The sequence below is a fragment of the Streptomyces sp. NPDC005811 genome (assembly GCF_040630405.1).
GTDB lineage: Bacteria > Actinomycetota > Actinomycetes > Streptomycetales > Streptomycetaceae > Streptomyces.
Genome location: NZ_JBEXXK010000082.1, coordinates 18,569 through 44,316 on the forward strand (window position 1 = coordinate 18,569; position 25,748 = coordinate 44,316).

At 71.9% G+C, this 25,748-nt stretch carries 15 protein-coding genes and 2 pseudogenes; 13 read left to right on the plus strand and 4 right to left on the minus strand.

Features of this window, described 5'->3' with window-relative positions:
* Nucleotides 1-168 precede the first annotated feature (168 nt).
* The 4 genes and pseudogenes from gabT to ABZ490_RS48335 all read left to right on the plus strand — a co-directional run bounded on the left by gabT (nucleotide 169) and on the right by ABZ490_RS48335 (nucleotide 4,577).
* Nucleotides 169-1,503 carry a 4-aminobutyrate--2-oxoglutarate transaminase gene (gabT, locus tag ABZ490_RS48320; RefSeq protein ID WP_067257590.1) on the plus strand — a complete coding sequence of 445 codons (1,335 nt, stop codon included), beginning with the start codon at nucleotides 169-171 and terminating at the stop codon, nucleotides 1,501-1,503.
* Between the two features lie 138 nt (nucleotides 1,504-1,641).
* Nucleotides 1,642-1,829: pseudogene (locus ABZ490_RS48325) on the plus strand (phosphoesterase); the annotation flags it as partial.
* 68 nt (nucleotides 1,830-1,897) lie between these two features.
* Nucleotides 1,898-2,539: pseudogene (locus ABZ490_RS48330) on the plus strand (phosphatase PAP2 family protein); the annotation flags it as partial.
* Between the two features lie 592 nt (nucleotides 2,540-3,131).
* Nucleotides 3,132-4,577, plus strand: coding sequence for an aldehyde dehydrogenase family protein (locus ABZ490_RS48335; RefSeq protein ID WP_359006039.1), 1,446 nt, complete (start codon nucleotides 3,132-3,134; stop codon nucleotides 4,575-4,577).
* Between the two features lie 81 nt (nucleotides 4,578-4,658).
* Here ABZ490_RS48335 and ABZ490_RS48340 read toward each other — a convergent pair whose 3' ends face one another.
* Nucleotides 4,659-7,514 (minus strand): glycoside hydrolase family 3 C-terminal domain-containing protein, encoded by a 2,856-nt coding sequence (locus tag ABZ490_RS48340; protein WP_359006041.1) that lies wholly within the window; start codon nucleotides 7,512-7,514, stop codon nucleotides 4,659-4,661.
* A gap of 327 nt (nucleotides 7,515-7,841) precedes the next feature.
* Between ABZ490_RS48340 and ABZ490_RS48345 the strand changes: the two genes are divergently transcribed.
* From ABZ490_RS48345 to ABZ490_RS48375, 7 genes are all read left to right on the plus strand, one after another.
* On the plus strand, nucleotides 7,842-9,545 hold the full coding sequence (locus ABZ490_RS48345) for an extracellular solute-binding protein (protein ID WP_359006045.1): 1,704 nt from the start codon (nucleotides 7,842-7,844) through the stop codon (nucleotides 9,543-9,545).
* Between the two features lie 27 nt (nucleotides 9,546-9,572).
* Nucleotides 9,573-10,622, plus strand: coding sequence for an ABC transporter permease subunit (locus tag ABZ490_RS48350; RefSeq protein ID WP_359006048.1), 1,050 nt, complete (start codon nucleotides 9,573-9,575; stop codon nucleotides 10,620-10,622).
* Nucleotides 10,619-11,542 (plus strand): carbohydrate ABC transporter permease, encoded by a 924-nt coding sequence (locus tag ABZ490_RS48355; protein WP_359006051.1) that lies wholly within the window; start codon nucleotides 10,619-10,621, stop codon nucleotides 11,540-11,542. The genes ABZ490_RS48350 and ABZ490_RS48355 overlap by 4 nt, the downstream gene beginning before the upstream one ends.
* A gap of 138 nt (nucleotides 11,543-11,680) precedes the next feature.
* A complete protein-coding gene (locus ABZ490_RS48360) occupies nucleotides 11,681-13,867 on the plus strand; it encodes a 1,4-beta-glucanase (RefSeq protein WP_359006054.1) in 2,187 nt (728 codons plus the stop codon).
* On the plus strand, nucleotides 13,864-15,843 hold the full coding sequence (locus tag ABZ490_RS48365; protein ID WP_359006057.1) for a beta-galactosidase: 1,980 nt from the start codon (nucleotides 13,864-13,866) through the stop codon (nucleotides 15,841-15,843). The genes ABZ490_RS48360 and ABZ490_RS48365 overlap by 4 nt, the downstream gene beginning before the upstream one ends.
* Complete coding sequence (locus tag ABZ490_RS48370) at nucleotides 15,840-18,020, plus strand: glycoside hydrolase N-terminal domain-containing protein (protein ID WP_359006060.1); 2,181 nt, start codon at nucleotides 15,840-15,842, stop codon at nucleotides 18,018-18,020. Before ABZ490_RS48365 ends, ABZ490_RS48370 begins: the two co-directional genes overlap by 4 nt.
* Before the next feature lie 35 nt (nucleotides 18,021-18,055).
* Complete coding sequence (locus ABZ490_RS48375) at nucleotides 18,056-18,769, plus strand: hypothetical protein (RefSeq protein WP_359006063.1); 714 nt, start codon at nucleotides 18,056-18,058, stop codon at nucleotides 18,767-18,769.
* 33 nt (nucleotides 18,770-18,802) lie between these two features.
* Here ABZ490_RS48375 and ABZ490_RS48380 read toward each other — a convergent pair whose 3' ends face one another.
* The 3 genes from ABZ490_RS48380 to ABZ490_RS48390 all read right to left on the minus strand — a co-directional run bounded on the left by ABZ490_RS48380 (nucleotide 18,803) and on the right by ABZ490_RS48390 (nucleotide 23,224).
* On the minus strand, nucleotides 18,803-19,984 hold the full coding sequence (locus ABZ490_RS48380; protein ID WP_359006066.1) for a sulfotransferase: 1,182 nt from the start codon (nucleotides 19,982-19,984) through the stop codon (nucleotides 18,803-18,805).
* A 90-nt stretch (nucleotides 19,985-20,074) separates the two neighbouring features.
* Nucleotides 20,075-22,132, minus strand: coding sequence for a TIM-barrel domain-containing protein (locus ABZ490_RS48385; RefSeq protein WP_359006069.1), 2,058 nt, complete (start codon nucleotides 22,130-22,132; stop codon nucleotides 20,075-20,077).
* An 84-nt stretch (nucleotides 22,133-22,216) separates the two neighbouring features.
* Nucleotides 22,217-23,224, minus strand: a complete 1,008-nt coding sequence (locus ABZ490_RS48390) for a LacI family DNA-binding transcriptional regulator (protein WP_359006072.1) — start codon at nucleotides 23,222-23,224, stop codon at nucleotides 22,217-22,219.
* Nucleotides 23,225-23,364: 140 nt separating this feature from the next.
* Between ABZ490_RS48390 and ABZ490_RS48395 the strand changes: the two genes are divergently transcribed.
* Both ABZ490_RS48395 and ABZ490_RS48400 read left to right on the plus strand, forming a co-directional pair.
* Nucleotides 23,365-23,544, plus strand: a complete 180-nt coding sequence (locus ABZ490_RS48395) for a hypothetical protein (RefSeq protein ID WP_359006075.1) — start codon at nucleotides 23,365-23,367, stop codon at nucleotides 23,542-23,544.
* 121 nt (nucleotides 23,545-23,665) lie between these two features.
* Nucleotides 23,666-25,603 (plus strand): acyl-CoA dehydrogenase family protein, encoded by a 1,938-nt coding sequence (locus ABZ490_RS48400; RefSeq protein WP_359006078.1) that lies wholly within the window; start codon nucleotides 23,666-23,668, stop codon nucleotides 25,601-25,603.
* Nucleotides 25,604-25,748 lie beyond the last annotated feature (145 nt).

The window sequence follows — 25,748 nt, forward strand, 5'->3', positions numbered from 1 at the left end:
GCACGGATCGCCGCCGAGCCGTCACTGTCCACGGCGGACAACGGGCCCCGCCGACAACGCCCACATGGAGCATGCCGACCCCCCGTTCCCCGCCCTAGCCTGCGAGAAAGGAAACAGAAGAAGGACAGCGTCCGCGCACCGCGTGCGTGAAAACCCCCAGGAGCCGTCATGACCGCCCTTCCGCAGGAGCGCCGGATCGTCACCGCCATCCCCGGCCCGAAGTCGCAGGAGCTGCAGTCCCGCCGCCTCGCCGCGGTCGCTCAGGGCGTCGGCTCCGTGCTGCCGGTCTTCACGGCCCGCGCGGGCGGCGGCATCATCGAGGACGTCGACGGCAACCGCCTGATCGACTTCGGCTCCGGCATCGCCGTGACCAGCGTCGGCGCCTCCGCCGAGGCCGTCGTACGCCGCGCGTCCGCGCAGCTCGCCGACTTCACCCACACCTGTTTCATGGTGACCCCGTACGAGGGTTACGTGGAGGTCGCCGAGGCGCTGGCCGAGCTGACCCCCGGCGACCACGCCAAGAAGTCGGCCCTCTTCAACAGCGGCGCCGAGGCCGTCGAGAACGCCGTCAAGATCGCCCGCGCCTACACCAAGCGCCAGGCGGTCGTCGTCTTCGACCACGGCTACCACGGCCGCACCAACCTCACCATGGCGCTGACGGCGAAGAACATGCCGTACAAGCACGGCTTCGGCCCCTTCGCGCCCGAGGTCTACCGCGTCCCCGTCGCCTACGGCTACCGCTGGCCGACCGGCCCGGAGAACGCCGGTCCGGAGGCCGCCGCGCAGGCCATCGACCAGATCACCAAGCAGGTCGGCCCGGACAACGTGGCCGCGATCATCATCGAGCCCGTCCTCGGTGAGGGCGGCTTCATCGAGCCCGCGAAGGGCTTCCTGCCGGCGATCCGGCAGTTCGCCGCCGACAACGGCATCGTCTTCGTCGCCGACGAGATCCAGTCCGGCTTCTGCCGCACCGGCCAGTGGTTCGCCTGCGAGGACGAGGGCATCGTCCCGGACCTGATCACCACCGCCAAGGGCATCGCGGGCGGTCTGCCGCTCGCCGCCGTCACCGGCCGCGCCGAGATCATGGACGCCGCGCACGCGGGCGGCCTGGGCGGCACCTACGGCGGCAACCCGGTCGCCTGCGCGGGCGCGCTCGGCTCCATCGAGACGATGAAGGAGCTCGACCTCAACGCCCGGGCGAAGGCGATCGAGGCGACGATGAAGGCCCGGCTGTCGGCCATGGCCGAGAAGTACGAGGTCATCGGTGACATCCGCGGCCGCGGCGCGATGATCGCCATCGAGCTGGTCAAGGACCGGACCACGAAGGAGCCGAACCCCGAGGCCACGGGCGCCCTCGCCAAGGCCTGCCACCAGGAGGGCCTGCTGGTGCTGACCTGCGGCACCTACGGCAACGTGCTGCGCTTCCTGCCTCCGCTGGTCATCGGCGAGGACCTGCTGAACGAGGGCCTCGACATCATCGAGCAGGGCCTGGCCGGCCTCTGACGCACAGCCGTTCCCCAGGGCGGCAGGCCGTGTGAAGAAGGTGTGCGGGGAGCATGGCGGGTCGCGCAAGCGGCTGTCGTACCGTCCGTCACTGCCGTACGTTCTACCCAGATGAGAGATACACCCGCCCGCAGGTGACTGCGGGCGAACCCCAGGCCGGGGCCTCCCCAGCTTCGACCTGGTCGTGCCCTCGCGCACACAACAGGAGCCCCTGGCTCCGAATCTCCTCACCGGTCGGACGGTCGCCCGCCCCAAACCCCCCGGGGCGGCGACACCCCGATCCGGACGGCCACCCCGGAACCATCCCCCCTGTTCCGGGGTGGCCGACCTCCTTCCCGCCGGTCGCCGCAGCGTTTCGCAGTCCGCAGCAGTGCGTGCTGAGAGGCTGTACCCCATGGCCACCAGCCCCCAGCAGCAGACCGAGGACGTCAGTCCCGCGGCACCCGCCCCCGCCCCGCAGCGGGTCCCCGGCCGGCAGGTCTCCCTCCTCGCGCTCCCCGCCCTGCTCCTCGCCCTGATCACCTGGCAGGTGATCGCCGACGGCCCCCTCCTCGCCCTCGACGCCCGGCTCAGCGGCGCCCTGCGCCACCCGGACCGCTTCTCCGAGCTGCTGTCCGATCTGGGGAACGTGCAGGTGGCGGTGCCCGTCCTGGTGCTGGTGGCGGTGTACGTGGCCCTGCACGGACAGTGGGAGGGCCGGCCGCGCTGGTGGCTGCCGCCCGTCGCCGCCCTCGTCCTGCTGACGCTGGTGCCGCTGATCGTCGTCCCCCTGAAGGAGTGGACCGCGCGCCCCGGCACGCCCGCCGTGCCGCCCGCCACCGGCTACTACCCGTCCGGGCACACGGCCACGGCCGCCGTCGCCTACGGCAGCGCGGCGATGATCCTGCTGCCGTGGCTGCTGACGGCCCTGGCCCGGCGGCTGGCGGTCGCCACGGCCGCCCTGCTCGTCCTCGCCGTCTCCTACGGGCTGGTCCGGCACGGCTACCACTGGCCCCTGGACGTGATCGCCAGCTGGTGCCTGTGCACGGTGCTGCTCGGCGCGCTCGGGCTCTTCCTGCCCGCGGCGTCCCACCCCGACAGCCCCGCCCCCGCCGCCCGGCCTGACCGTCCCGACTGCGCCGAGCGTCCCGACCGGCCTGACCGGCCCGCCCCCGCCGCCCGGCCTGACCGGCCCGACTGCGCCGACCGGCCCGACCCGCCCGAGCGTCCCGACTGCGCCGACCGTCCCGACTGCGCCGACCCCGCCGACCGTCCCGACCGTCCCGACCGTCCCGACCGTCCCGACCGTCCCGACCGTCCCGACCGTCCCGACCGTCCCGACCGCCCTGACCGTCCCGACCGGCCTGACCGTCCCGACCCCGCCGAGCGTCCCGACCCCGCCGAGCGGCCTGACCGGCCTGACCGTCCCGACCAGCCCGACCGTCCCGACCGGCCCGACTGCGCCGAGCGTGCCGATCCGCCCGAGCGGCCCGGCCGCGCCCACCTTCCCGACCCCGCCAAACCGTAGTGCGCCGGCCGCTCACCCGTACGACTCGGACAAGCGCTCCCGCGTCCCGTCCCGCCTACCGTGGACCACGCACACCCCAGCACACAGCGCACCCCCATGCGGAAGGGCCGGTAACGCCACTATGACTGCCACCCACGCCTTCTGGCTCGCCGGCCGCCAGGCCTTCGGCGAGGACACCTTCGACGTCACCTCCCCGTGGGACGGACGGCTCGTCGCCAAGGTCGGCGTGCCGACGGACGCCCAGGTCGAGGAGGCCGTGGCCGCCGCGTACGCGGTGCGCGAGGAGTACGCCGCCACCCCCGCCCACGTCCGCGCCGCCGCCCTCGACCACGTCAGCAAGCGGCTCGCCGAGCGCACCGAGGAGATCGCGCAGTTGATCTCCGCCGAGAACGGCAAGCCGATCAAGTGGGCCCGGGGCGAGGTCGGCCGGGCCGTCTCCGTGTTCCGGTTCGCGGCCGAGGAGGCCCGGCGCTTCAACAGCGGCGAGGCCCAGCGGCTCGACACGGACCTCGGCGGCCAGGGCCGGCTCGCGCTCACCCGCCGCTTCCCGAAGGGCGTCGTGCTCGGCATCGCGCCGTTCAACTTCCCGCTGAACCTGTGCGCCCACAAGATCGCCCCGGCGATCGCGGCCGGTGCGCCGATCATCCTCAAGCCGGCCCCCGCGACCCCGCTGTCCGGCCTGATCATCGGTGATCTGCTGGCCGAGACGGACCTGCCGGCCGGCTCCTGGTCGATCCTGCCGGTCTCCAACGACCGCATGCCGGCCCTCGTCCAGGACGAGCGGCTGCCGGTCATCTCCTTCACCGGCTCCGAGACCGTCGGTTACGCGATCATGGACTCGGTGCCGCGCAAGCACTGCACCCTGGAGCTGGGCGGCAACGGCGCCGCGGTCGTCCTCGGCGACTTCGCGTCCGACGCCGACCTGGACTGGGCCGCGACCCGGATCGCCACCTTCTCCAACTACCAGGGCGGCCAGTCCTGCATCTCGGTGCAGCGGGTCATCGCCGACGCCTCCGTGTACGACCGTCTCCTCCCGCGGATCGTCGCGGCCGTGGAGGCCCAGGTCACCGGCGACCCCTCCGACGCCACGACCGACGTCGGCCCGCTGGTGAGCGAGGACGCGGCCAAGCGGGTGGAGACCTGGGTGGACGAGGCCGTCGCCGCGGGCGCCTCCCTGCTCGCCGGCGGCAAGCGGGACGGCGCCTCCTACGCGCCGACCGTCCTCACCGACGTCCCGGCCGACACCAAGGTCGCCTGCGAGGAGGTCTTCGGACCCGTCCTCACCGTGCACAGGGTGGACGGCGAGGCCGAGGCCTTCGCGGCGGTCAACTCCTCCAAGTACGGCCTCCAGGCGGGCGTGTTCACCCACGACCTCCAGGCCGCCTTCCGCGCCCACCGCGCGCTGGAGGTCGGCGGCGTCGTGATCGGCGACGTCCCGTCCTACCGCGCCGACCAGATGCCGTACGGCGGCGCCAAGCAGTCCGGCGTCGGCCGCGAGGGCGTGAAGTTCGCGATGGACGACTACACCTACGAGCGCGTCCTGGTCCTGACGGGCCTCGCGCTGTAGCGGCTCCGGCTCCCCGAAGGGGTCCGGCACCGGTGCCTTCCGGTGCCGGACCCCTTCCTGCCGTCGGCCTGGTCCGGACCCTCAGCCGGAGAAGCCGACGTGCGCGAGCCGCAGCGGGCCGCGCAGTCCGAGGTGCAGATCGTGCACGCCGTCGGCGGCGAACGGCGCCTCCAGGGTGACGTAGTCGTACGGCCCCGGCGTGGGCGTCCCGAGGGTCAGCACCGCGCCGGACCCCGCGCCGCCCAGTGACACCTCGACCGTGCCCTCCCCGGCCACCGTCACCGTCACCCCCGTCGTCCCGGTCCCGAAGTCGCAGGCCCGGTAGACCAGTTCGCCCGACCCCCCGCCGACCGGCGTCACCGCGTCGCCCGCCACCCTGGTCAGATCGACGATCTCGGTACCGCTCTGCTCGTCGAAGTCGGCGGCCGGGACACCGCTGCGCAGGGCCGGACGGGCGACGGCCGCCTCGCCGTCGAGCACGATCGTCCTGCGCAGCCGCACGTCCTCGCTGGAGCCGCCGACCAGCAGGTCGTACGGCCCCGGCTCCACGCGCGGGCCACGACGTGCCACGTCCCAGAACGCGAACGCGGACAGCGGGACGTCGAAGGACACGGCCGCCGTCGCACCGGGCGCGAGCGTGATCCGGCGGTGGTCGAGCAGCTCGCGGCGCGGCCGGGTCACCGACGGGTCCACGGCCCGGGTGTAGAGCTGGGCGACCTCGTCGGCGGCCATGTTCCCGGTGTTGGTGACGGTGAACCCGATCCGCGCCCGCGCCTCGTCCAGCTCCACCGTCAGGTCGGCGTAGGAGAAGGAGGCGTACGACAGCCCGTGCCCGAAGGGGAAGAGCGGCCTGCCCTCGAAGTACAGATAGGTCTGGCGGGAGCCGATCACGTCGTAGTCCAGCAGCTCGGGGAGATCGGCGTCGTCGGCGTACCAGGTCTGGGGGAGCCGGCCGGCGGGGGAGACGTCACCGGCCAGCACCCGGGCGAGGGCGGTGCCGCCGGCCTGTCCGCCGTGCGCCGTCCACAGCACCGCGCCCAGTCGGCCCGGCTCCACCGCGTACGGGTACGCCGACACCAGCGCCAGCACCGTCCGCACGCCCGAGGCCCGGGCGGCCGCCAGGATCCGCTCCTGGTGGGCGGGCAGCGCCAGGGTCGTACGGTCCTCGGTCTCACGGCCGTTCAGGTGCGGGTCGTTGCCCGCCACGACCACGACGACGTCCGCCCGCTCCGCGACCCGGGCCACCGCGTCCTCGCCGCGCTCGACGACGACCACCTCGAAGACCTCGCCGTCGTTCCCGGAGCCGGCCCCGTCCCCGGCAACCCGGACGCCGTCGGCGGCGACACACACGGGGCGATCCGTTCCCAGGTGCCGGAGGAGGTGACCGTTCGCGTGGGGTTCCAGCCGGAACGTCTCCTGCACGATCCAGCCGCCCGGCTGGTCGGCGGAGGCCCGCAGGAGGCCGTCCTCGGCCACCGAGACATACCGGCCGTCGGGAGCGCGCAGGGTCAGCACCCCCTCGCCCCAGTCGACGAGCGCGAGTTCCGTGCCGGTGCCGTCCACGGTCAGCGGCGGCAGATCGGTGCGGCCCGCGAGCAGCGCCGGGTCCAGGGCGCCCTCGGCGCCGCGCACCTCGTCGGCGGCCTCGGGCGCGGCGGGGACCTTCAGGAACGTGCCCGCGGAGGACTTCAGCAGGACACGGTCCACGCCCTCCGCGAACTCCACGCGCTCCGCGCCGAACCGCTCGTACAACCCCTCGAGCGGGGTGGAGCGGTGGATCAGGGTGCCGCTGTACCAGTCGAGCTTGCACTCGTCGGCGAGCAGGCCCACGACCGCGATCCGGGTGTCCGCCGCCAGCGGCAGCACCCCGTCGTTGCGCAGCAGGACGATCGCCTGCTCGGCGGCCTCCCGGGCGAGCTCGCGATGGGCCGGGGTGTCGAACTCCCCGGCGCCCGCGTGCGGGTCGTGCAGCGGGTCGAACTCGCCCAGCCGGAGACGCACCGAGAGCTGACGGCGGATCGCGGTGTCGAGGTCCGCCTCCGACAGCAGGCCACGCTCCAGCGCCCCCCGGATCCGGGCGACGATCTTCGAGCTGTCGGTGCCGTGGTCGGTGAAGCTGTCCACGCCGGCCCGCAGGGCGGCCGCCGTCGCCTCCTCGTGGGTGTCGAAATAGTGCTCGGAGTCGACCAGGTTGGAGGGCGCGCCCGCGTCCGAGCAGACCAGCAGCTCCTCGTCCGTCCAGGTGCGCAGCTGCTCGCGCAGATACGGGGAGACATGGTTCGGGCGGCCGTTGACCAGGTTGTAGGCCGGCATCACCCCGGCCACCGCGCCCGCCTCGACGGTCTCCTTGAAGGCGCGCAGATCGTATTCGTGCAGCACGCGCGGGCGGACCGAGGAGGAGGTGACGTCCCGGCCCGTCTCGTTGTTGTGGGCCAGCCAGTGCTTGAGGACCGGGGCCGTGCGCCAGTACGTCGGATGGTCGCCGCGCAGACCGCGCGTGTACGCGGTGGCGATGGCCGAGGTCAGCTTCGGGTCCTCGGAGTAGCCCTCCTCGTTGCGGCCCCACAGCGGATGGCGCAGCAGGTTGACCGTGGGGGACCAGACGTTCAGGCCCACGCGGTCGTCGCGGGCGCGCATCGCGCGGGCCTCCTTCGACACCGCCTCGCCGACCCGTCGTACGAGATCCGGGTTCCAGGTCGCGCCCAGTCCGACGGCCTGCGGGAACACCGTCGCCGGTCCCATCCAGGCCACGCCGTGCAGGGCCTCCTGGCCGGTGCGGAACGCGGCGATGCCGAGCCGTTCCACGGCGGGTGCGAACTGGTGCAGGAAGGCGACCTTCTCGTCCGGGGTGAGACGCGCCAGCAGATCGTCGATGCGCTTCGCGAACGGCAGGTGCGGATCGCGGAAAGGCGGCGTGGGCGGCGTGGGTGCGGTCACGTGGGGATCCCTTTGCGATGGAGCGGGGAGACGCTTTCGAAGCGCTTCGATGCTCATTCGACGCACCGCCGGGTGTCAAGGGCACCTCACGCTTATTTCAAGCGGGACATAAGAACAGGTCACCTCCGATACCTCGGAGGAATGTTGGGAGCGACCCTTGTGCACCCCCCGGTGTTCACTTAACCTCGCAGCAACATCGAAGCGCTTCGACTGGAAATCTGCGTGGCAGTGGTCGGAGGACCCGCTTCAGCTCAGCCAGTTCCACTCGAGACACCGCAGCCGACGGCCACCGCCGGGTGTCCTGGTGCGCCATGAAGGGTTGACGCAATGACGCCGAACGCCGCTTCCGCTTCTTCCGGGTCCTCCGGCCCGAGCCGGAGAAGCTTCCTCGCCTCCACGGCGGTCGCCACCGCAGCGGTGGCGGGAGGGGTGCCGCTGCTCTCCGCCTGCGGCGGTTCGGACAGCGGCTCGCGCGACGGCACCACCTCCGGCAAGGACGCCAAGAAGATCCTGCCGACCTACGTCGCCGGCAATGTGGTGACGCCGGACATCCCGGCGAAGAACGGCTCCTCGATCGGCTTCACGAGCAAGCTCGACATGGCCGGCCTGAAGACCTCGGTGCCGAAGAAGCTCGGCAAGGGCGGCAAGGTCACCGTCATGTCGCCGTTCTGGGGCTCCCCGCCGAAGGCCGACAACGCCTACTACACGGGCATGAACGACCTCATCGGCGTCGACGTCGTCTGGCAGAACCAGGACGGCAACACCTACGAGCAGAAGCTCGGCGCCGTCCTCGCCTCCAGCGACGTGCCGGACGTGGTCGTCGTCCCCGGCTGGAACATGAACGGCCGGATACCCAGCGCGATCATCAGCAAGTTCGCCGACCTCGGGCCCTACCTCTCCGGTGACGCCGTCAAGGACTACCCGAACCTCGCCGCGATCCCCACGGACGCCTGGCAGCGCTCCATCTTCGGCGGCAAGCTGCGCGGACTGCCGATGCCCTCGGCGTACGTCTCCAACATCGTCCCCCTCTACCGCAAGGACATCTTCGACAAGGAGGGGTACGAAGTCCCCACCACCGCCGACGAGTTCCACGCCCTGGCCAAGGAGATCACCAACGCCAAGGCCAAGCGGTGGGCCTGTCTGGACATGAAGTGGACGGCCTGGAACCTCTTCGGCGTGCTGCCCGGCGACGAGAAGGGCCTCATGTGGCACCTCGTCGACGGCAAGCTGATCAACCGCATGGAGACCCAGGAGTACCTGGAGGCGATCGAGTGGACGCGCAAGCTGTTCGCCGACGAACTCGTGCACCCCGACGCCAAGCTGGGCAAGAGCAGCGCCACCGACCCGGGCCCGAAGTTCGCGGCCGGCGAGTTCCTCATCTACAACAACGACCTCTCGCAGTGGTACAGCCGTACCGCCGAACAGGCCGCCCAGAACCCCGACTTCAAGGTCTGGGGCATGGACCTGTTCGCCCATGACGGCGGCACCCCCACCTTCTGGGCGAAGAACCCGGCGGGCATCTTCGCCTTCGTCAACAAGAAGGCGTCCAAGTCGGTCATCCAGGACGTGCTCGCCGTCGCGAACGTCACCGCGGCGCCGTACGGCACCAAGGAGTACATGATGACCAACTACGGCGTGGAGGGCACCCACTACACCCTCAAGGACGGCGTCCCGGTCAAGACCGACCAGGGCAACCTCGACGTCCTCAACGCGTACGTGATGATCGCCAGCCCGGCCTCCACCCTCGCCCACCCCGACTTCCCCGAGGTCGCCCGGGGACAGGTCGAGTGGCAGCAGAAGGTCGGCGCCCACACCAAGAAGTCCACCTTCTACGGCATGCAGATCACCGAGCCCTCCCGCTGGGCCAACCTCTCCAGCGACTTCGAGCAGCTCGAGGACGACATCATCCGCGGCCGCAAGAAGATCAGCGACATGCAGCAGGCCGTCTCCGACTGGAAGAGCAAGGGCGGCGACCAGCTCCGCGACTGGTACCAGAAGATTCTCGACGAGAACGGCTCGGCGGCGAGCTGACCCGGTATCGAGGCAAGGAGAACGGCCGTGTCCCACAGCACGGTGCCTCGCCGCGGGGCCGAGGCAGCAGACGAGCCGGACCGGACCCCGGTGGCGTCCGGCGGCGCCACCGGCCCCGCCGGGGGCGAGCCGGACAGACCCCCTTCGGCGAAACCGAGCCTGCGCCTGAGGTTCAGACGCGACCGGGTCCTGCTCCTGATGACCCTGCCGGCCGTCGCGCTGGTCCTGCTCTTCAGCTATGTGCCGATCCTGGGCAACATCGTCGCGTTCCAGGACTACGACCCGTACATCAGCGACAACGGCATCGTCTCCATGCTGCACAGCCCCTGGGTGGGCCTGGAGAACTTCCAGCGCATCTTCGAGGACTCGGCGTTCTGGGACGCGGTCACGAACACCCTCGTGCTGTTCTTCCTCCAGCTGGTGCTCTACTTCCCGATCCCCATCCTGCTCGCGCTGCTCATCAACAGCGTGGTCAGGCCCCGGGTGCGGGCGGTGTCCCAGGCGATCCTGTACCTGCCGCACTTCTTCTCGTGGGTGCTGGTCATCGCGGTCTTCCAGCAGCTGTTCGGCGGCGCGGGCATCCTCTCCCAGCTGCTGCGCCAGCACGGCTACGACGGCCTCGACATCATGACCGACCCCGAGACCTTCAAGTACCTGATCACCGCGCAGAGCGTGTGGAAGGACGCCGGCTGGGGGATCATCGTCTTCCTCGCCGCGCTGTCCTCCGTCCCGACGGACCTGTACGAGGCCGCCGCGATGGACGGCGCCGGACGCTGGCGCCGCATGTGGCACGTGACGCTCCCGGCGCTGCGCCCGGTGATCGCCCTGCTGCTGGTCCTGCGCGTCGGCGACGCGCTCACCGTGGGCTTCGAACAGATCCTGCTCCAGCGCGACTCCGTCGGACCCGGGGCCTCGGAGGTCCTCGACACCTTCGTCTGGTGGAACGGCGTGCGCAACCAGGACTTCGGCTACGCGGCCGCCGCCGGGCTCGTCAAGGGCGTCGTCAGCCTCGGGCTGGTCCTCGCCGCGAACAAGGTGGCCCATCTGATGGGCGAGCAGGGGGTGTACAAGAAATGAGCACGGTGCTCGAGAAGACCCGTCCGTGGTCCGCCCCTCCCCGGCCGGCCTGGGAGGAGGAGCCCAGCAGGGCCGGACTGGCCGGCAAGGGGCTCGTCCTCACGCTGGCCTGCCTCGGGATCCTCTTCCCGATCTGGATCGTCGTCGTCACCAGCCTCTCCTCCCGCCGGACCATCGACCGGGCGGGCGGGCTGGTGATGATCCCCAAGGACATCACCTTCGTCGCCTACCGGGAGCTGCTGAGCGGCGGGCAGGTGACGCGGGCCGCGGTGATCAGCGTCCTCATCACCCTGGTCGGCACGCTGTTCTCGATGACGGTGTCCGTCCTGTGCGCGTACGGCCTCTCGCGCTCCGGTTCACTGGGGCACCGCTGGCTGCTGCTGGTCCTGCTGGCCACGATGTTCTTCAGCGCCGGTCTGATCCCGACGTACCTGCTGGTGCAGTCGCTCGGCCTGACCGACACCTACCTCGCGCTGATCCTGCCCAGCGCGGTCAGCGTCTTCAACATCCTCGTCCTGCGGGGCTTCTTCATGGGCATCTCGCAGGAGCTGATCGACAGCGCGCGGATCGACGGGGCCGGGGACTTCCGGATCCTCTGGCAGATCGTCATGCCGCTGTCGCGGGCGGTGCTGGCGGTCATCACGCTGTTCTACGCGGTGGGGTACTGGAGCGCCTGGTTCAACGCGTCGCTGTACCTCAACGACCAGGACATGATGCCGCTGCAGAACGTCATGATCCAGCTGGTGCAGAAGCAGGAGGCGCCGGTGGGGCTGGGGCAGGCCATCAAGACCGGTGAGCTGTCGGGGCTGGCCGTGCAGATGGCGGTGATGGTGATGGCGTTGCTGCCGGTGGCTGTGCTGTCGCCGTTCGTCCAGAAGCACTTCAAGAAGGGGATGCTGACGGGGGCGGTCAAGGGCTGAGTCCCGGGTGCGGGTGCGTGGGGGGCCGATCGCGCCGTTCCCCGCGCCCCCAGGGGGTTGCAGTTGCGCTTCCTGAAAACTCCCGGCCCCCCCACAGCAACCCACCCCCACCCCTCCGACTCCCCAGAGGTCCCCCCCATGCACGTCACCCGCCGCACCGTCCTCGCCGGTACCGCAGCCGCCGCCGCGCTCACCGCCCTCCCCGCCGGGGAGGCGACCGCAGCCACCGGCACCACCCCCGCCTACCGCTGGCGCAACGCCGTCATCGGCGGTACCGGATTCGTCACCGGCGTCCTCTTCCATCCCTCCGTCCGCGGTCTCGCCTACGCCCGTACGGACATCGGCGGCGCCTACCGCTGGGACGACCGGGCCGCCCGCTGGACGCCCCTCACCGACCACCTCGGCTGGGACGACTGGAACCTCCTCGGCGTGGAGGCCCTCGCCGTGGACCCCGGGCATCCGGACCGCCTCTACCTGGCCCTCGGGACCTACGCCCAGTCCTGGGCAGGCAACGGCGCGCTCCTGCGCTCCGAGGACCGCGGTGCCACCTGGACCCGTACCGACCTGCCCGTGAAGCTCGGCGCCAACGAGGACGGCCGGGGCACGGGGGAGCGGCTGCTGGTGGATCCGAGGGACCGCGACACGCTGTGGCTGGGCACCCGGCACGACGGGCTGCTCACATCGACCGACCGGGGCGCCACGTGGGTGCCCGTCGGCGCTTTCCCCGCCACCCCCACCGCCACCGGCCAGGGCGTGACCCTCCTGGTCGCCGCCGGGCGCACCCTGTACGCGGGCTGGGGCGACTCCGACGGCACCACCGGGTCCCCGAACCTCTACCGGACCACCGACGGCGGCACCTGGGAGGCCGTCCCGGGGCAGCCGGCCGGTACCGCCGCCAAGGTCCCGGTCCGCGCCGCGTACGACTGCCACACCCGTGAGCTGTACGTGACGTACGCCGACGCGCCCGGTCCCAACGGCCAGGCCGACGGCAGCGTGCACCGGCTGGCGACGACGACCGGCACGTGGACCGAGGTCACCCCGGTCCGGCCGGGCGGCGGCGACACCTTCGGCTACGGGGGCGTCGCCGTGGACGCCCGTCGCCCCGGCACCCTCGTCGTCTCCACCAACAACCGCTGGGCGGCGGTCGACACCCTGTACCGGACCACCGACGGCGGCCGCACCTGGACGTCCCTCAAGGACACCGCGGTGTTCGACGTGTCCGAGACCCCCTACCTGAAGTGGGGCGAGGAGCAGCCGAAGTTCGGCTGGTGGATCCAGGCCGTCGCCGTCGACCCGTACGACTCGCAGCACATCGTGTACGGCACCGGCGCCACCCTCTACGGCACCCGCGACCTGACCCACTGGGCGCCGCAGGTCCGCGGCCTGGAGGAGGCGTCCGTGGTCCAGCTGGTGTCGCCCCCGGCCGGGGAGGCCCACCTGCTGAGCGGCTCCCGGGACATCGGTGTGATGTACCACGAGCGGCTCACCGCGTCCCCGTCGCGCGGCATGGCGACACACCCCGTGTCCGGGTCGGCGACGGGACTCGCGCAGGCCGCGGCCCGACCGTCGTACGTGGTCCGCAGCGGGTGGGGCGACCACGGCAACGGGGCGTACTCGACCGACGGCGGACGGACCTGGGCGCCCTTCGGGGGACAGCCCGCCCTCGCCAAGGACGCTCCGGGGCCGATCGCCGTCAACGCCGACGGCAGTGTGCTGCTCTGGTCCTTCGTGCACTGGGACGGCACGAAGTACCCGGCCCACCGCTCCACGGACAACGGCACGACCTGGTCCGAGATCCCCTCCTTCCCGAAGGGCGCCACGCCGGTCGCCGACCCGGCCGACCCGGCGCTCTTCTACGCGTACGACTCCGACGGCGGAAGCGTCCTCGCCAGCACGGACGGTGGTCGCTCGTTCCTGGTCCGCGCTACCGGGCTGCCCGCCGGGGACAGCCAGTTCAAGCTGGTCGCGGCCCCGGGCCGGTCCGGCGACCTCTGGCTCTGCGCCAAGGAGAACGGCCTCCACCGGTCCACCGACGGCGGCGCGGGCTTCACCAAGGTGGCCGGCTGCCGGGCCTCGTACACGCTCGGCTTCGGCAAGGCCGCCCCGGGCGCCGACTACCCGGCGATCTACCAGGTCGGCTCGACGGAGACGATCACCGCCGTCCACCGCTCCGACGACGGCGCGAAGAGCTGGGTGCGCATCAACGACGACCACCACCAGTGGGGCTGGACCGGCGAGATCGTCGTCGGTGATCCGCGGGTGTACGGCCGGGTCTACCTCGCGACCAACGGGCGCGGCATCCAGTACGGGGAGCCCGTCCGATGAACGCGGGCCGCAGGCCGACCCTCGCCGACGCCACCCGGGGCCGCATCCTCTTCGGCGGCGACTACAACCCCGAGCAGTGGCCCGAGGAGACCTGGCCGGAGGACGCCCGGCTGATGCGCGAGGCCGGCGTCACCTCCGCCACCGTCGGCGTCTTCTCCTGGGCGAAGCTCGAACCCGCGCCGGGAGCACGCGAGTTCGGCTGGCTGGACCGGCTGATGGACCTCCTGCACGAGCACGGCGTCGGCGTCGTCCTCGCCACCCCCACCTCCTCCCCGCCGCCCTGGCTCGGCCGGCTCCACCCGGACTCCCTGCCCGTCACCGAGGACGGCCGGACCGAGTGGTGGGGCGGCCGGCAGCACTTCTCCCACTCCAGCGCCGCCTACCGCAGCCACGCCGCCGCCATCACCGAGGCCCTCGCCGCCCGCTACGCCGGTCACCCCGCCCTGACCATGTGGCACATCAACAACGAGTACTGCACGGCCGACTTCGGCGACGAGGCCGCCGCCCGCTTCCGCCGCTGGCTGCGCGCGAGGTACGGCGACCTCGACGCGCTCAACACCGCCTGGGGCACCGCCTTCTGGAGCCAGGGGTACGGCAGCTGGGACACCGTCCTGCCGCCCCGCACCCCGCACTATCTGAAGAACCCGACCCAGGTGCTGGACTTCCGGCGCTTCACCTCCGACATGCTCCTGGAGTGTTACACCGCCGAGCGGGACATCGTCGCCCGGCACACCCCGCACCTCCCGGTCACCACCAACTTCATGCCGCTGTTCCTCGGCCAGGACGGCTGGCGCTGGGCCGAGGAGGAGGACGTCGTCTCCGTCGACCTCTACCCCGACCCCAGGGACCCGCTCGGCCCGCAGCACGGCGCCCTCGTGCAGGACCTCACCCGCTCCCAGGCGCGCGGCCCCTGGATGCTGATGGAACAGGCGGCCGGCCCCGTCAACTGGCGCGGGGTGAACCATCCCAAGCCGCGCGGCCTCAACCGCCTCTGGTCCTTCCAGGCCGTGGCCCGGGGCGCGGACGCCGTCTGCTACTTCCAGTGGCGGCAGTCCCGCCAGGGCGCCGAGAAGTTCCACTCCGGCATGCTCGGCCACGCGGGGGAGCGGGGCCGCACCTTCCAGGAGGTCAAGCGGCTCGGCGCGGAACTCGCCGGGATCGGACCGGAGGTGACCGGTCGTCAGAACAGTGCCGACATCGCGATCCTGCACGACTGGCACGCCTGGTGGGCCTCCGCCCAGGACGGCCGCCCCTCCGCGCACGTCGACCATCCGGCCGTCCTGCACGCCTGGCACCGCGCCCTGTGGGAGGCCGGGTTCGCCACCGACTTCGCGCACCCCGCGCACGACCTCACCCGCTACCGGCTCGTGGTCGTGCCGCAGCTCTACGCGCTGACCGACACGGCCGTCGACAACCTCCTCGCCTACGTCCGGGCCGGCGGCACCCTGGTCTCGGGCTTCCTCACCGGGGTCGCCGACGAGGACGACCGGATCCGCCCCGGCGGCATGGACCCCCGGCTGCGCGACCTGTTCGGCATCCGCGTGCTGCACGAGTGGTGGCCGCTGGAGCCGGGGGAGACCGTCGCGTGCGACGGCTTCCTCGGGACCCTGTGGTCGGAGGAGCTGGAGGCCGAGCCCGACGCGGTGGAGGCCCGCTACACCGGCGGCGAACTCGACGGCCTCCCCGCCGTCGTGCGCCGGGACCGCGCCTGGTACGTCTCCACCCTCCCCGAGCCCGCCGCCCTGCGCGCGCTGACGGCCCGCATCGCCGCCGGGGCCGGGGTCCGTCCGGTCCTCGACGGGCTCCCGGACCGGGTCGAGGCCGTACGCCGAGGTGAGCTGCTGTTCCTCCTCAACCACGGCCGCGAGCCGGTCACCGTCGACGTCCCGGGCACCCACACCGACCTGCTCACCGGAGACAAGATCACCGGTCGAGTTTCGCTGGACCGCCACGGCGTGGTGGTGTTGCGCCCATGACGGTCACGCACGGCTCCTGGGAGCCGACCCCCGCCGCCCGCTGGGAGGACGCCTTCCTCAGCGGCAACGGCCACCACGGCACCCTCACGTTCGGGGATCCGAACGACGACCGGGTCATCGTCACCCAGCACACCCTGGTCCGCCCCAACGGTGCCGAACACGCCCGCCCGCCCGAGCTGGCCGCCGAACTCCCCGCCCTCCAGGACCGGTTGCTCGCCGGCGACCTCACGGCCGCCGAATCGTTCACCGACCACCGCCCCCTCCAGTGGGTCCAGCCCTTCCATCCCGCCTTCCAGATCCGGCTGCGCCGGGACACCCCGGCCGAACCGCACCGCTACCGCCGCACCGTCGACTTCACGACCGGCGAGACCACCGCCACCTGCGGGGACTGGACCAGCAAGGTCTTCGTCTCCCGCGCCGACGACGTGATCGTCCAGCACATCACCACCCCTGACCTGGACATCTCCCTCGACCACCGGCTCCCCGGCGCCCCCACCGGCCTCGCCGTCGGCCACGGCGAGGCCCTCACCCGGCACGGCGCCCTGCTCACCCTGCGCGCCCGCTATCCCGGCAGCGACCGCGCGTACACCGGGGTGACCCTCGTCGCCCTCACCGGCGGCAGCGCCTCCCTCACCCTGCCCGGGGTGCGGATCACCGGCGCCGCCTCCGTCCTCCTCCTCACCCGGGTGCGCCGCCACACCGGAGACCTCGACGTCACCGCGGAGCAGCGTGCCCTGGCCGCCCTCCCCGACTCCTACGAGGACCTCCTCGACCGCCATCTCGCCCTGCACCGCACCGCCTACGAACGGGTCGCCCTCGATCTGCGCGCCGACCCGGACGAACGCGCCCTCCCCGGCTCCGAACTGCTGAAACGCCCCCGCAGCACGGCCCTCCTGGAGCGCCTCTTCGCGGCCGGCCGCTACCACCTGCTGTCCTCCTCCGGCCTCAACCCGCCGCGTCTGACGGGTCTGTGGACCGGAGACTGGGACACCGCCTGGTCCGGCGCGTTCACCAACGACGCCAACCTCAACCTCCAGACCGCCTCCGCCGCGGCCGCCGCCCTCCCCGAAGTCACCGACGCCCTCGCCTCCCTGGTCCACCGCCAGCTCGACGACTGGCGGGAGAACGCCCGCGCGGTCTTCGGCGCCCGGGGCGCGGTCGCGCCCGCCCACACCGACGGCGAGTCCGGGCTGACGTACCACTTCAGCCGCGAGTACCCGCTGCACCTGTGGACGGCCGGCGCCGACTGGCTGCTCAAGCCCCTCGTCGACCACGACGAGACCCGGGGCGTCCACGACCCGCGCACCACCGCCGCCCTCGCCGAGGCCGCCCGCTTCTACGAGGACTTCCTGACCCGGGAGGACGAGGACGGCACCCTCGTGATCGTCCCCTCCTACTCACCCGAGAACCGCCCCGCCAACGCGAGCTGGGGCGCGATCGACGCGGCCATGGACCTCTCGGCCGCCCGGCACGCGCTGCTCACCGCGGCCGACCGCCACCCGGCCGAGGCCGACCGCTGGCGCGCCCTGGCCGGGCGCCTCCCGGCGCACCGCGTCAACGCCGACGGGGCCCTCGCCGAATGGGCGAGACCGGGCCTCGACGACACCTACGACCACCGCCACCTCAGCCACCTCTACGGCGTCTGGCCGCTCGACGAGATCACCCCGTACGACACCCCGGAGCTCGCGGCCGCCGCCCACCGCGCGCTCGCACTGCGCGGCGCCGAGAACGACTCCGCGCACGGACACCTCCACCACGCCCTGATCGCGGCCCGGCTGCGCGACGGCCGGAGCGTCGCCCACGCCCTCGACCGGGTCCTGGACGGCGACTTCTTCCACACCTCGCTGATGAGCGCCCACTACCCCCACCGCGACGTCTACAACGCGGACGCCGCGCACACCCTGCCCGCCGTGCTGATCGAGGCCCTCGTGCACTCCACCCCCGACCGGCTGGTGCTGTTCCCCGCGCTCCCGCCCGCGCTCACGACGGGCGAACTGCGGGGCCTGCGCACCCGGTTCGGTGCCGCACTCGACCTCTCCTGGGGGCCCGAGGGCGCCACGGCGGTCCTCAGACCCACCCGAACCCACCGCATCGACGTCCGGACTCCCGCCGGCGACACCAAGCCGCTCGACCTCGTCGCCGGCGGAGAACACGTCCTCACCACGGGGACGTGGTAACTCCCCGCACTCCCCCCACCCATGGAAGGGACACCATGGCAACACGCACGCTCGGCAGGGTCGTCAAGGCCCTGATCGCCCCCACCCTGGCCCTCGGCGCGACCGTCGCCCTCGCCTCCGCCCCCGCCTCGGCCGCCGTCTGGAGCTCCTGCGACCAGTGGGGCAACACCACCCTGAACGGCTACACGCTCTACAACAACATCTGGGGCTCCGGGGCCGGCAGCCAGTGCGTCTGGGCCAACTCCGGCACCAACTGGGGCGTCTGGGCGAACCACCCCAACACCGGCGGCATCAAGTCCTACCCCAACGCCAAGAAGGTGATCAACAAGACGATCACCTCGCTCGGCTCGCTCTCCAGCAGCTACAACGTCACGGTCCCCTCGTCCGGCGCGTACAACACGTCGTACGACATCTGGGACACGGACTACGACTACGAGATCATGCTCTGGGTCAACTACAACGGCGCCGTCGGCCCGCTCGGCACCTCCCAGGGCACCCTCACGCTCGGCGGCCACACCTGGACCGTGTACAAGGGCAACAACGGCTCGAACGAGGTGTTCTCGTTCCTGCGCACCTCGGACTCGTCGTCCGGCACCGTGAACATCCTGCCGATCCTGAAGTGGATCAAGGACACCAAGGGCTGGTTCGGCAACGAGACCATCGGTGACGTGCAGTTCGGGTACGAGATCACCTCGTCCTCCGGCGGCCTCGACTTCGTCACCAACAACCTGACCGTCAGCAGCAGCTGACGGACCGGCGGGCCGGGGCCGGCGCCGGGGCGCTCACGCCCGGTCGACCTCGGCCCGCAGCGCGTTGTAGCCGACGAACGCGGCGTCGACGTCGTCCCGGGTCAGTCCGTAGCGGGCCAGGTCGTAGCGGTGCGGCCGGGTGCCCTTCGGGCGGGCCGCGACCCGGGGCAGCCGGGCCGCGTCGGCGTCGGTCCAGCGGGCGCCGATCGCGTCGTAGAGCTTGGGGGCGCCCGCCGCCGGGTCGGCGCCCAGCCAGGAGTAGGGCACGTCGATCAGCGCCTCACGGGGAATCACGGAGCGGGCGGCGAGCCCCCGGGTCATCGAGCGGCTCAGCAGCTCCAGCCAGGTCCTGCCGAGGGCGTGCAGGTCCAGCGGGCGCAGGGTGATCGCCATGCCGTGCTCGATCAGACTGCAGAACGAGGGCACCACGGCGGCCGGATCACGGTGGGTCCACACGATCGTCGCGTCCGGGAACACCGACAGCAGCGCGTCCAGGTTCTCGGTGTGCAGCGGCGACTTCAGCACCCAGCGGCGGCGCGGACGGCCGTACTGGAGCACCTGGTAGATCTGCTTGAGGTAGGCGTAGTCGGGCCGGAAGTCCCGCTCGTAGTGCCGGTCCCGGTACGCGGGGATACGGGCCTGGGACAGCGGCATGACCGTGTGCGGGAGGGCGAAGGTGCACTCCTCGGGGCCCTCGGCAGCCATCGGATGGATGTCCCGGTAGCGCGGCGAGAACAGGTTGACCGCACCGACCAGCCCGCGCGCCGCCGCCACCGCCCGCTTGCGCTGCCGCTCGCTCCCCTCCAGGTCCGGGGTGAGCAGTTCCCAGAGGCGGGGACATCGGTGCTGCTCGGAGAGGGACAGCACGCCGTGGGTGAGGGTGGTCGCGGTACGCGGCAGCCCGACCACGAACACGGGCCGCTCGACCGGCTCCCGGACGATCTGCGGATGGTCGGCGATCAGCCGCCGGACCCGGGCGCGGTTGGCGAGGTGCCGGCGCACATGGCCCTGGGCCGACCACCAGCCGACCGGGGTGAGGTGCTCGTCCCGGGCCCAGTGGCGCAGCAGGAACCGGAACTCGGCGGAGAACACCGCGTCCACCGGCCCGGCCGAGGCGGCCAGCCGGTCGAAGACCCGGTCGGGGCTGCGGCGGGAGGCGAACCCCGGCCGCAGCAGCTGATGGGCGAGGGTGAGGGCGAGGGGAGGCGCGGACATGGGGGAACACCCTTCCGTGGGGCGGGTGGGACAGCTGGATGCCAGCCCTCTACCCCACCAACTCCCTTTTGCCACAAGGGTGTTCGGGCGTTACGACGGTGATTCGGCCACCGGCAGCCGGGCCCCGTCCCGCAGGAACAGCGGGATCCGGTCCAGCGGCGCGTCGACCGTCACGGACCCGCCGCCCTCGTACGACGCACCCGTCCACGCGTCCGTCCAGCGCGCCCCCGCCGGCAGATACGCCGTCCGTTCCCTGGCCCCCGCCTCCAGCACCGGGACGACCAGCAGGTCACGGCCGAACAGGTAGGAGTCGGCCACCGACCAGGCCGCCGGGTCGTCGGGGAACTCCAGGAACAGCGGCCGCATCGGCGGCAGCCCCTCCTCGTGGGCCTCCCGCATGACGTCGAGGACGTACGGCTTGAGGCGCTCGCGCAGCCGCAGGTACTTCTCCAGGACCGCGCCCGCCTCCTCGCCGTACGACCACACCTCGTTCGGGCCGCCGGTCATGTCCGGGCCCAGCGGCATGCCCGGGTCGCGGAAGCCGTGCAGCCGCATCAGCGGGGACAGCGCGCCGAACTGGAACCAGCGCACCATCACCTCCCGGTAGGCCGGGTCGTCCGGGTCGCCGCCGTGGAAGCCGCCGATGTCCGTGTTCCACCACGGGATCCCGGACAGCGCGGTGTTGAGGCCGGCCGCGATCTGGCGGCGCAGGGTCGGGAAGTCGGTGCCGATGTCACCCGACCACAGGGCGGCGCCGTATCGCTGACTGCCCGCCCACGCCGAGCGGTTGAGGGTGACGACCTCCTCGCCCTCGGCCCGCAGGCCCTCGTAGAAGGTGCGGGCGTTCTCCGCCGGGTAGAGGTTGCCGACCTCCAGGCCGGGGCCCGCCCAGTAGCGCAGGTTCTCCTGGAAGCCCGGCTTCAGCTCCGGCTCGCAGGCGTCCAGCCAGAAGGCCGTGATCCCGTACGGGGCCAGGTAGTTGTCCCGGATACGCGACCACACGAAGTCACGGGCCTCGGGGTTCGTCGCGTCATAGAAGGCCACCTGGACCGTGGAGGCGACCTCCTTGTCCGGCCAGTCGGCGTGTGCCAGCGGCCCGTACTGGGTGCCGATGAAGTGGCCGCGCTGCTCCATGAGTGCGTGGTTCTCGCTCAGCGGCGACACCGACGGCCACACGCTCACCACCAGCTTGATGCCGAGTTCCGCCAACTCCCTTACCAGCGCGGCCGGGTCGGGCCACTCCTTCAGGTCGAACTTCCAGTCCCCCAGATGCGTCCAGTGGAAGAAGTCGCAGACGATCGCCGAGATCGGCAGGCCCCGGCGCTTGTACTCGCGGGCCACGGCGAGGAGTTCGTCCTGGGTGCGGTAGCGCAGCTTGCACTGCCAGAAGCCCGCCGCCCACTCCGGCAGCATCGGCGTGCGGCCCGTCACCGCGCTGTAGCGGCGCTGCCCGTCGGCCGGGGTGCCCGCCGTGATCCAGTAGTCGATCTGCCGGGCGGAGTCGGCCACCCAGCGGGTGCCGTTCCCGGCCAGCTCCACCCGGCCGATCGCCGGGTTGTTCCAGAGCAGGGTGTAGCCGCGGCTGGACGACAGCACCGGGATGCCGACCTCGGCGTTGCGCTGGACCAGGTCCAGGACCAGGCCCTTCTGGTCGAACCGCCCGTGCTGGTGCTGGCCGAGCCCGTACAGCTTCTCGTCCTCGTACGCGGCGAACCGCTGCTCCAGCCGGTGGTACCCGTTGCCGACGGCCGTGTAGAGCCGCGGGCCGGGCCACCAGAAGTGGGCGCGCTCCTCGGCCAGCACCTCACCGCCGTCGTCGGTGCGCAGAAAGCGGATCAGGCCCTCGGCGTCCACCTCGACGGTGAGCCCGCCGACGGTCAGCACCCCCCGCCCGTCCTCGGTCTTGATCGTGTACGGCGTCGGCGGCGCCGTGTCCAGCAGGGCGCCCGGCAGTCCGTCGAGCACGGGACCGCCGAGCCGGGCACGCACCCGGACCGCGTCCGGCCCCCACGGCTCGATCCGGAGGGTCTCCTGACGGCCGCTCCACTCCAGCGCGCCGTCCCGCTCGCGGAAGGTGCCGACGGTGGGGGAGGACTGCGCGAGGCTGACCGTGCCGTGACTGGTCGGGTTTTCGGCAGGCTGATTCACGAGGGGGCTCCTGTGCTCCTGGAGGAGTGCGGACATGGGGGTGCCCTGGCGTGGCACAACAGGGAGGGGAGAGCGGGGGAAACCTCAGTGCGCGGCCGGGCCGGTGCTCGCCCGGACCGTCAACCCGGGTTCGATCAGCACGACTTCGTCGGTGCCCCGGCCGTCGAGCTTGGCCACGAGACGCTCCACGGCATGCCGGCCCATCTCCTGGGCGGGGATGGCGACCGAGGTCAGCCGCACCGAGGCCTGGACGGCGACCTGCTCGGGGCAGATCGCGACCACGGAGACGTCCTCGGGGACGGCCCGGCCCTGCTGGCGCAGCAGCGCGAGCAGGGGTTCGACCGCCGACTCGTTCTGCACGACGAACCCGGTCGTGCCCGGGCGTTCGTCGAGGATCCGGGCGAGGGTCACGGCCATCGCGTCGTACCCGCCCTCGCAGGGGCGGTGCAGCAGCCGTACACCCGTCTCCCGGGCGCGGGAGCGCAGCCCGTCGAGCGTGCGCTCGGCGAAGCCGGTGTGCCGTTCGTACACCGCGGGTGCCTCGCCGATGACAGCGATGTCGCGGTGGCCGAGCGTGGCGAGATGCTCCACGCACAGCGCACCGGTCGCCGTGAAGTCGAGATCGACGCAGGTCAGGCCGGTGGTGTCGGCGGGGAGCCCGATGAGCACCGAGGGCTGGTCCGTCTGCCGCAGCAGCGGCAGCCGTTCGTCGTCGAGCTGGACGTCCATCAGGATCATGGCGTCGGCGAGCCCGCTGCCGGTGACCCGGCGCACCGCGTCGGGACCCTCCTCGCCGGTGAGCAGCAGCACGTCGTAGCCATGGGTGCGGGCCGTGGTGGCCACCGCGATGGCGATCTCCATCATCACCGGCACATACATGTCGGTGCGCAGCGGGACCATCAGCGCGATGATGTTCGACCTGCTGCTGGCCAGCGCCCGGGCGCCCGCGTTCGGGTGGTATCCCAGCTCGCGGATGCTCTGCTCGACCCGCTGCCGGGTGGTCGTGGAGATGGACCGCTTGCCACTGAGGACATAGCTCACCGTGCTCGCCGAGACTCCGGCGTGCTGGGCGACCTCGGCGAGGGTGACCATCCAGCTCTCCAAGCTTTGTGAAGCGCTTCGACAGTGCGCAGTGTGAACAAGAGGGGGTGAGGGTGGTTCGACAGTAGCCCCAGCGGAGGTGGGTGTCCATAGGCTGTCGAAGCGCTTCGACAGCGAGTTCCGAAGAAAACGTGAAGAGAGAGTACGGCAACCCCATGCGGCACCGCCGTCCCCGTCTGTCGAAGAGGGCACTCGTACGGCGCAAGCTCCTCTCCCGCGACAAGTACGTCTCCGGCATCGGGTCCGGCACCGAGCTCTTCAAGGGAACAGCCCGTCCGGACACCACGTCCTACGCGGTCACCATCGGCTGATCCGGGCCCGACGGGCGCGCGAAGGGTGGCGGGGTCGTCCCGGATCGGGTACCAACGATCGAGTAACACCCATCGGTAACCGATGTGGGCCATGATCCCGATTCGCGGCGAGGTGAGCCTCATGTCCGCACCACCCCTGAAGAAACCCACCGTCACCGAGCGTGAGGCACGCCAGGTGGCGGAGGCCGCCCGGGAACAGGACTGGCGCAAGCCCAGCTTCGCCAAGGAACTGTTCCTGGGCCGGTTCCGCCTCGACCTGATCCATCCTCATCCGCTCCCCACCGACGAGGCCGTCCGGCGCGGCGAACAGTTCCTCACCAAGCTCCGCGCGTTCTGCGAGACGGAGATCGACGGGGCGCTGATCGAGCGCGAGGCCCGTATCCCCGACGAGGTCGTGAACGGCCTCAAGGGACTCGGCGCCCTCGGCATGAAGATCGACCCCAAGTACGGCGGCCTCGGCCTCACCCAGGTGTACTACAACAAGGCACTGGCCCTGGTCGGCTCGGCCAGCCCCGCCGTCGGCGTGCTGCTCTCGGCCCACCAGTCGATCGGCGTCCCGCAGCCGCTGAAGATGTTCGGCACCCCCGAGCAGAAGCAGGCCTTCCTGCCGCGCTGCGCCACCACGGCGATCAGCGCCTTCCTGCTCACCGAACCGGACGTCGGCTCCGACCCGGCCCGCCTCGCCACCAGCGCGGTACCCGACGGCGACGACTACGTCCTCGACGGCGTCAAGCTGTGGACGACCAACGGCGTCGTCGCCGACCTCCTGGTCGTGATGGCCCGCGTCCCCAAGAGCGAGGGCCACCCCGGCGGCATCTCCGCCTTCGTCGTGGAGAGCGACTCGCCCGGCATCACCGTGGAGAACCGCAACGCCTTCATGGGCCTGCGCGGCATCGAGAACGGCGTCACCCGCTTCCACCAGGTCCGGGTCCCCGCCGCGAACCGCATCGGCCCCGAGGGCGCCGGCCTGAAGATCGCCCTCACCACCCTCAACACCGGCCGGCTCTCCCTGCCCGCGTCCTGCGTCGCCGCCGGCAAGTGGTCGCTGAAGATCGCCCGCGAGTGGTCGGCGGCCCGCGAGCAGTGGGGCAAGCCGATCGCGAGCCACGAGGCGGTCGGCGCGAAGATCAGCTTCATCGCCGCCACCACCTTCGCCCTGGAGGCCGTGCTCGACCTGTCCTCCCAGATGGCCGACGAGGACCGCAACGACATCCGCATCGAGGGCGCGCTGGCCAAGCTCTTCGCCTCCGAGATGGGCTGGCGGATGGCCGACGAACTCATCCAGATCCGCGGCGGCCGCGGCTTCGAGACCGCCGACTCGCTCAGGGCCCGCGGCGAGCGCGCGGTCCCCGCCGAACAGCTCCTGCGCGACCTGCGCATCAACCGCATCTTCGAGGGCTCCACGGAGATCATGCATCTCCTCATCGCCCGCGAGGCCGTCGACGCCCACCTCTCCGTCGCCGGCGACCTCATCGACCCCGAGAAGTCCCTCCAGGACAAGGCCAGGGCGGGCGCCAACGCCGGAGTCTTCTACGCCAAGTGGCTCCCGAAACTGGTCGCGGGCCCCGGCCAGCTGCCGTCGTCGTACCCCGGATTCAAGTACGGCGGCGTCGACCTCTCCGCGCATCTGCGGTTCGTCGAACGCCACGCCCGCAAACTCGCCCGCTCCACCTTCTACGCCATGTCCCGCTGGCAGGGCCGGATGGAGACCAAGCAGGGCTTCCTCGGCCGGATCGTCGACATCGGCGCGGAACTCTTCGCGATGAGCGCGGCCTGCGTCCGGGCCGAGCTGCTGCGCACCCGCGGCGAACACGGCCGGGAGGCCTACCGCCTCGCCGACGCCTTCTGCCGCCAGTCCCGCCTGCGCGTCGACGAACTCTTCACCCGCCTGTGGAACAACACGGACGACCTGGACCGCAAGGTCGTCAAGGACGTCCTCGCGGGCGCCCACACCTGGCTGGAGGAGGGCGTCGTCGACCCCTCGGGCGACGGCCCGTGGATCGCCGACACCACGCCGGGACCCAGCGAACGGGAGAACGTCCACCGCCGCATCGAGTGACGCACGCGGAGCACCGACGCGGCCACGGACGGCCGGCTGCTTCACGCAGCCATGCCGATACCCGCCGATCTCGGGGGCCTGGCCGTCGCCGAGGCACACCACAGCGGCGTCCTGCACGACGGGAAGAGCCAGGCGATCCCGGCCG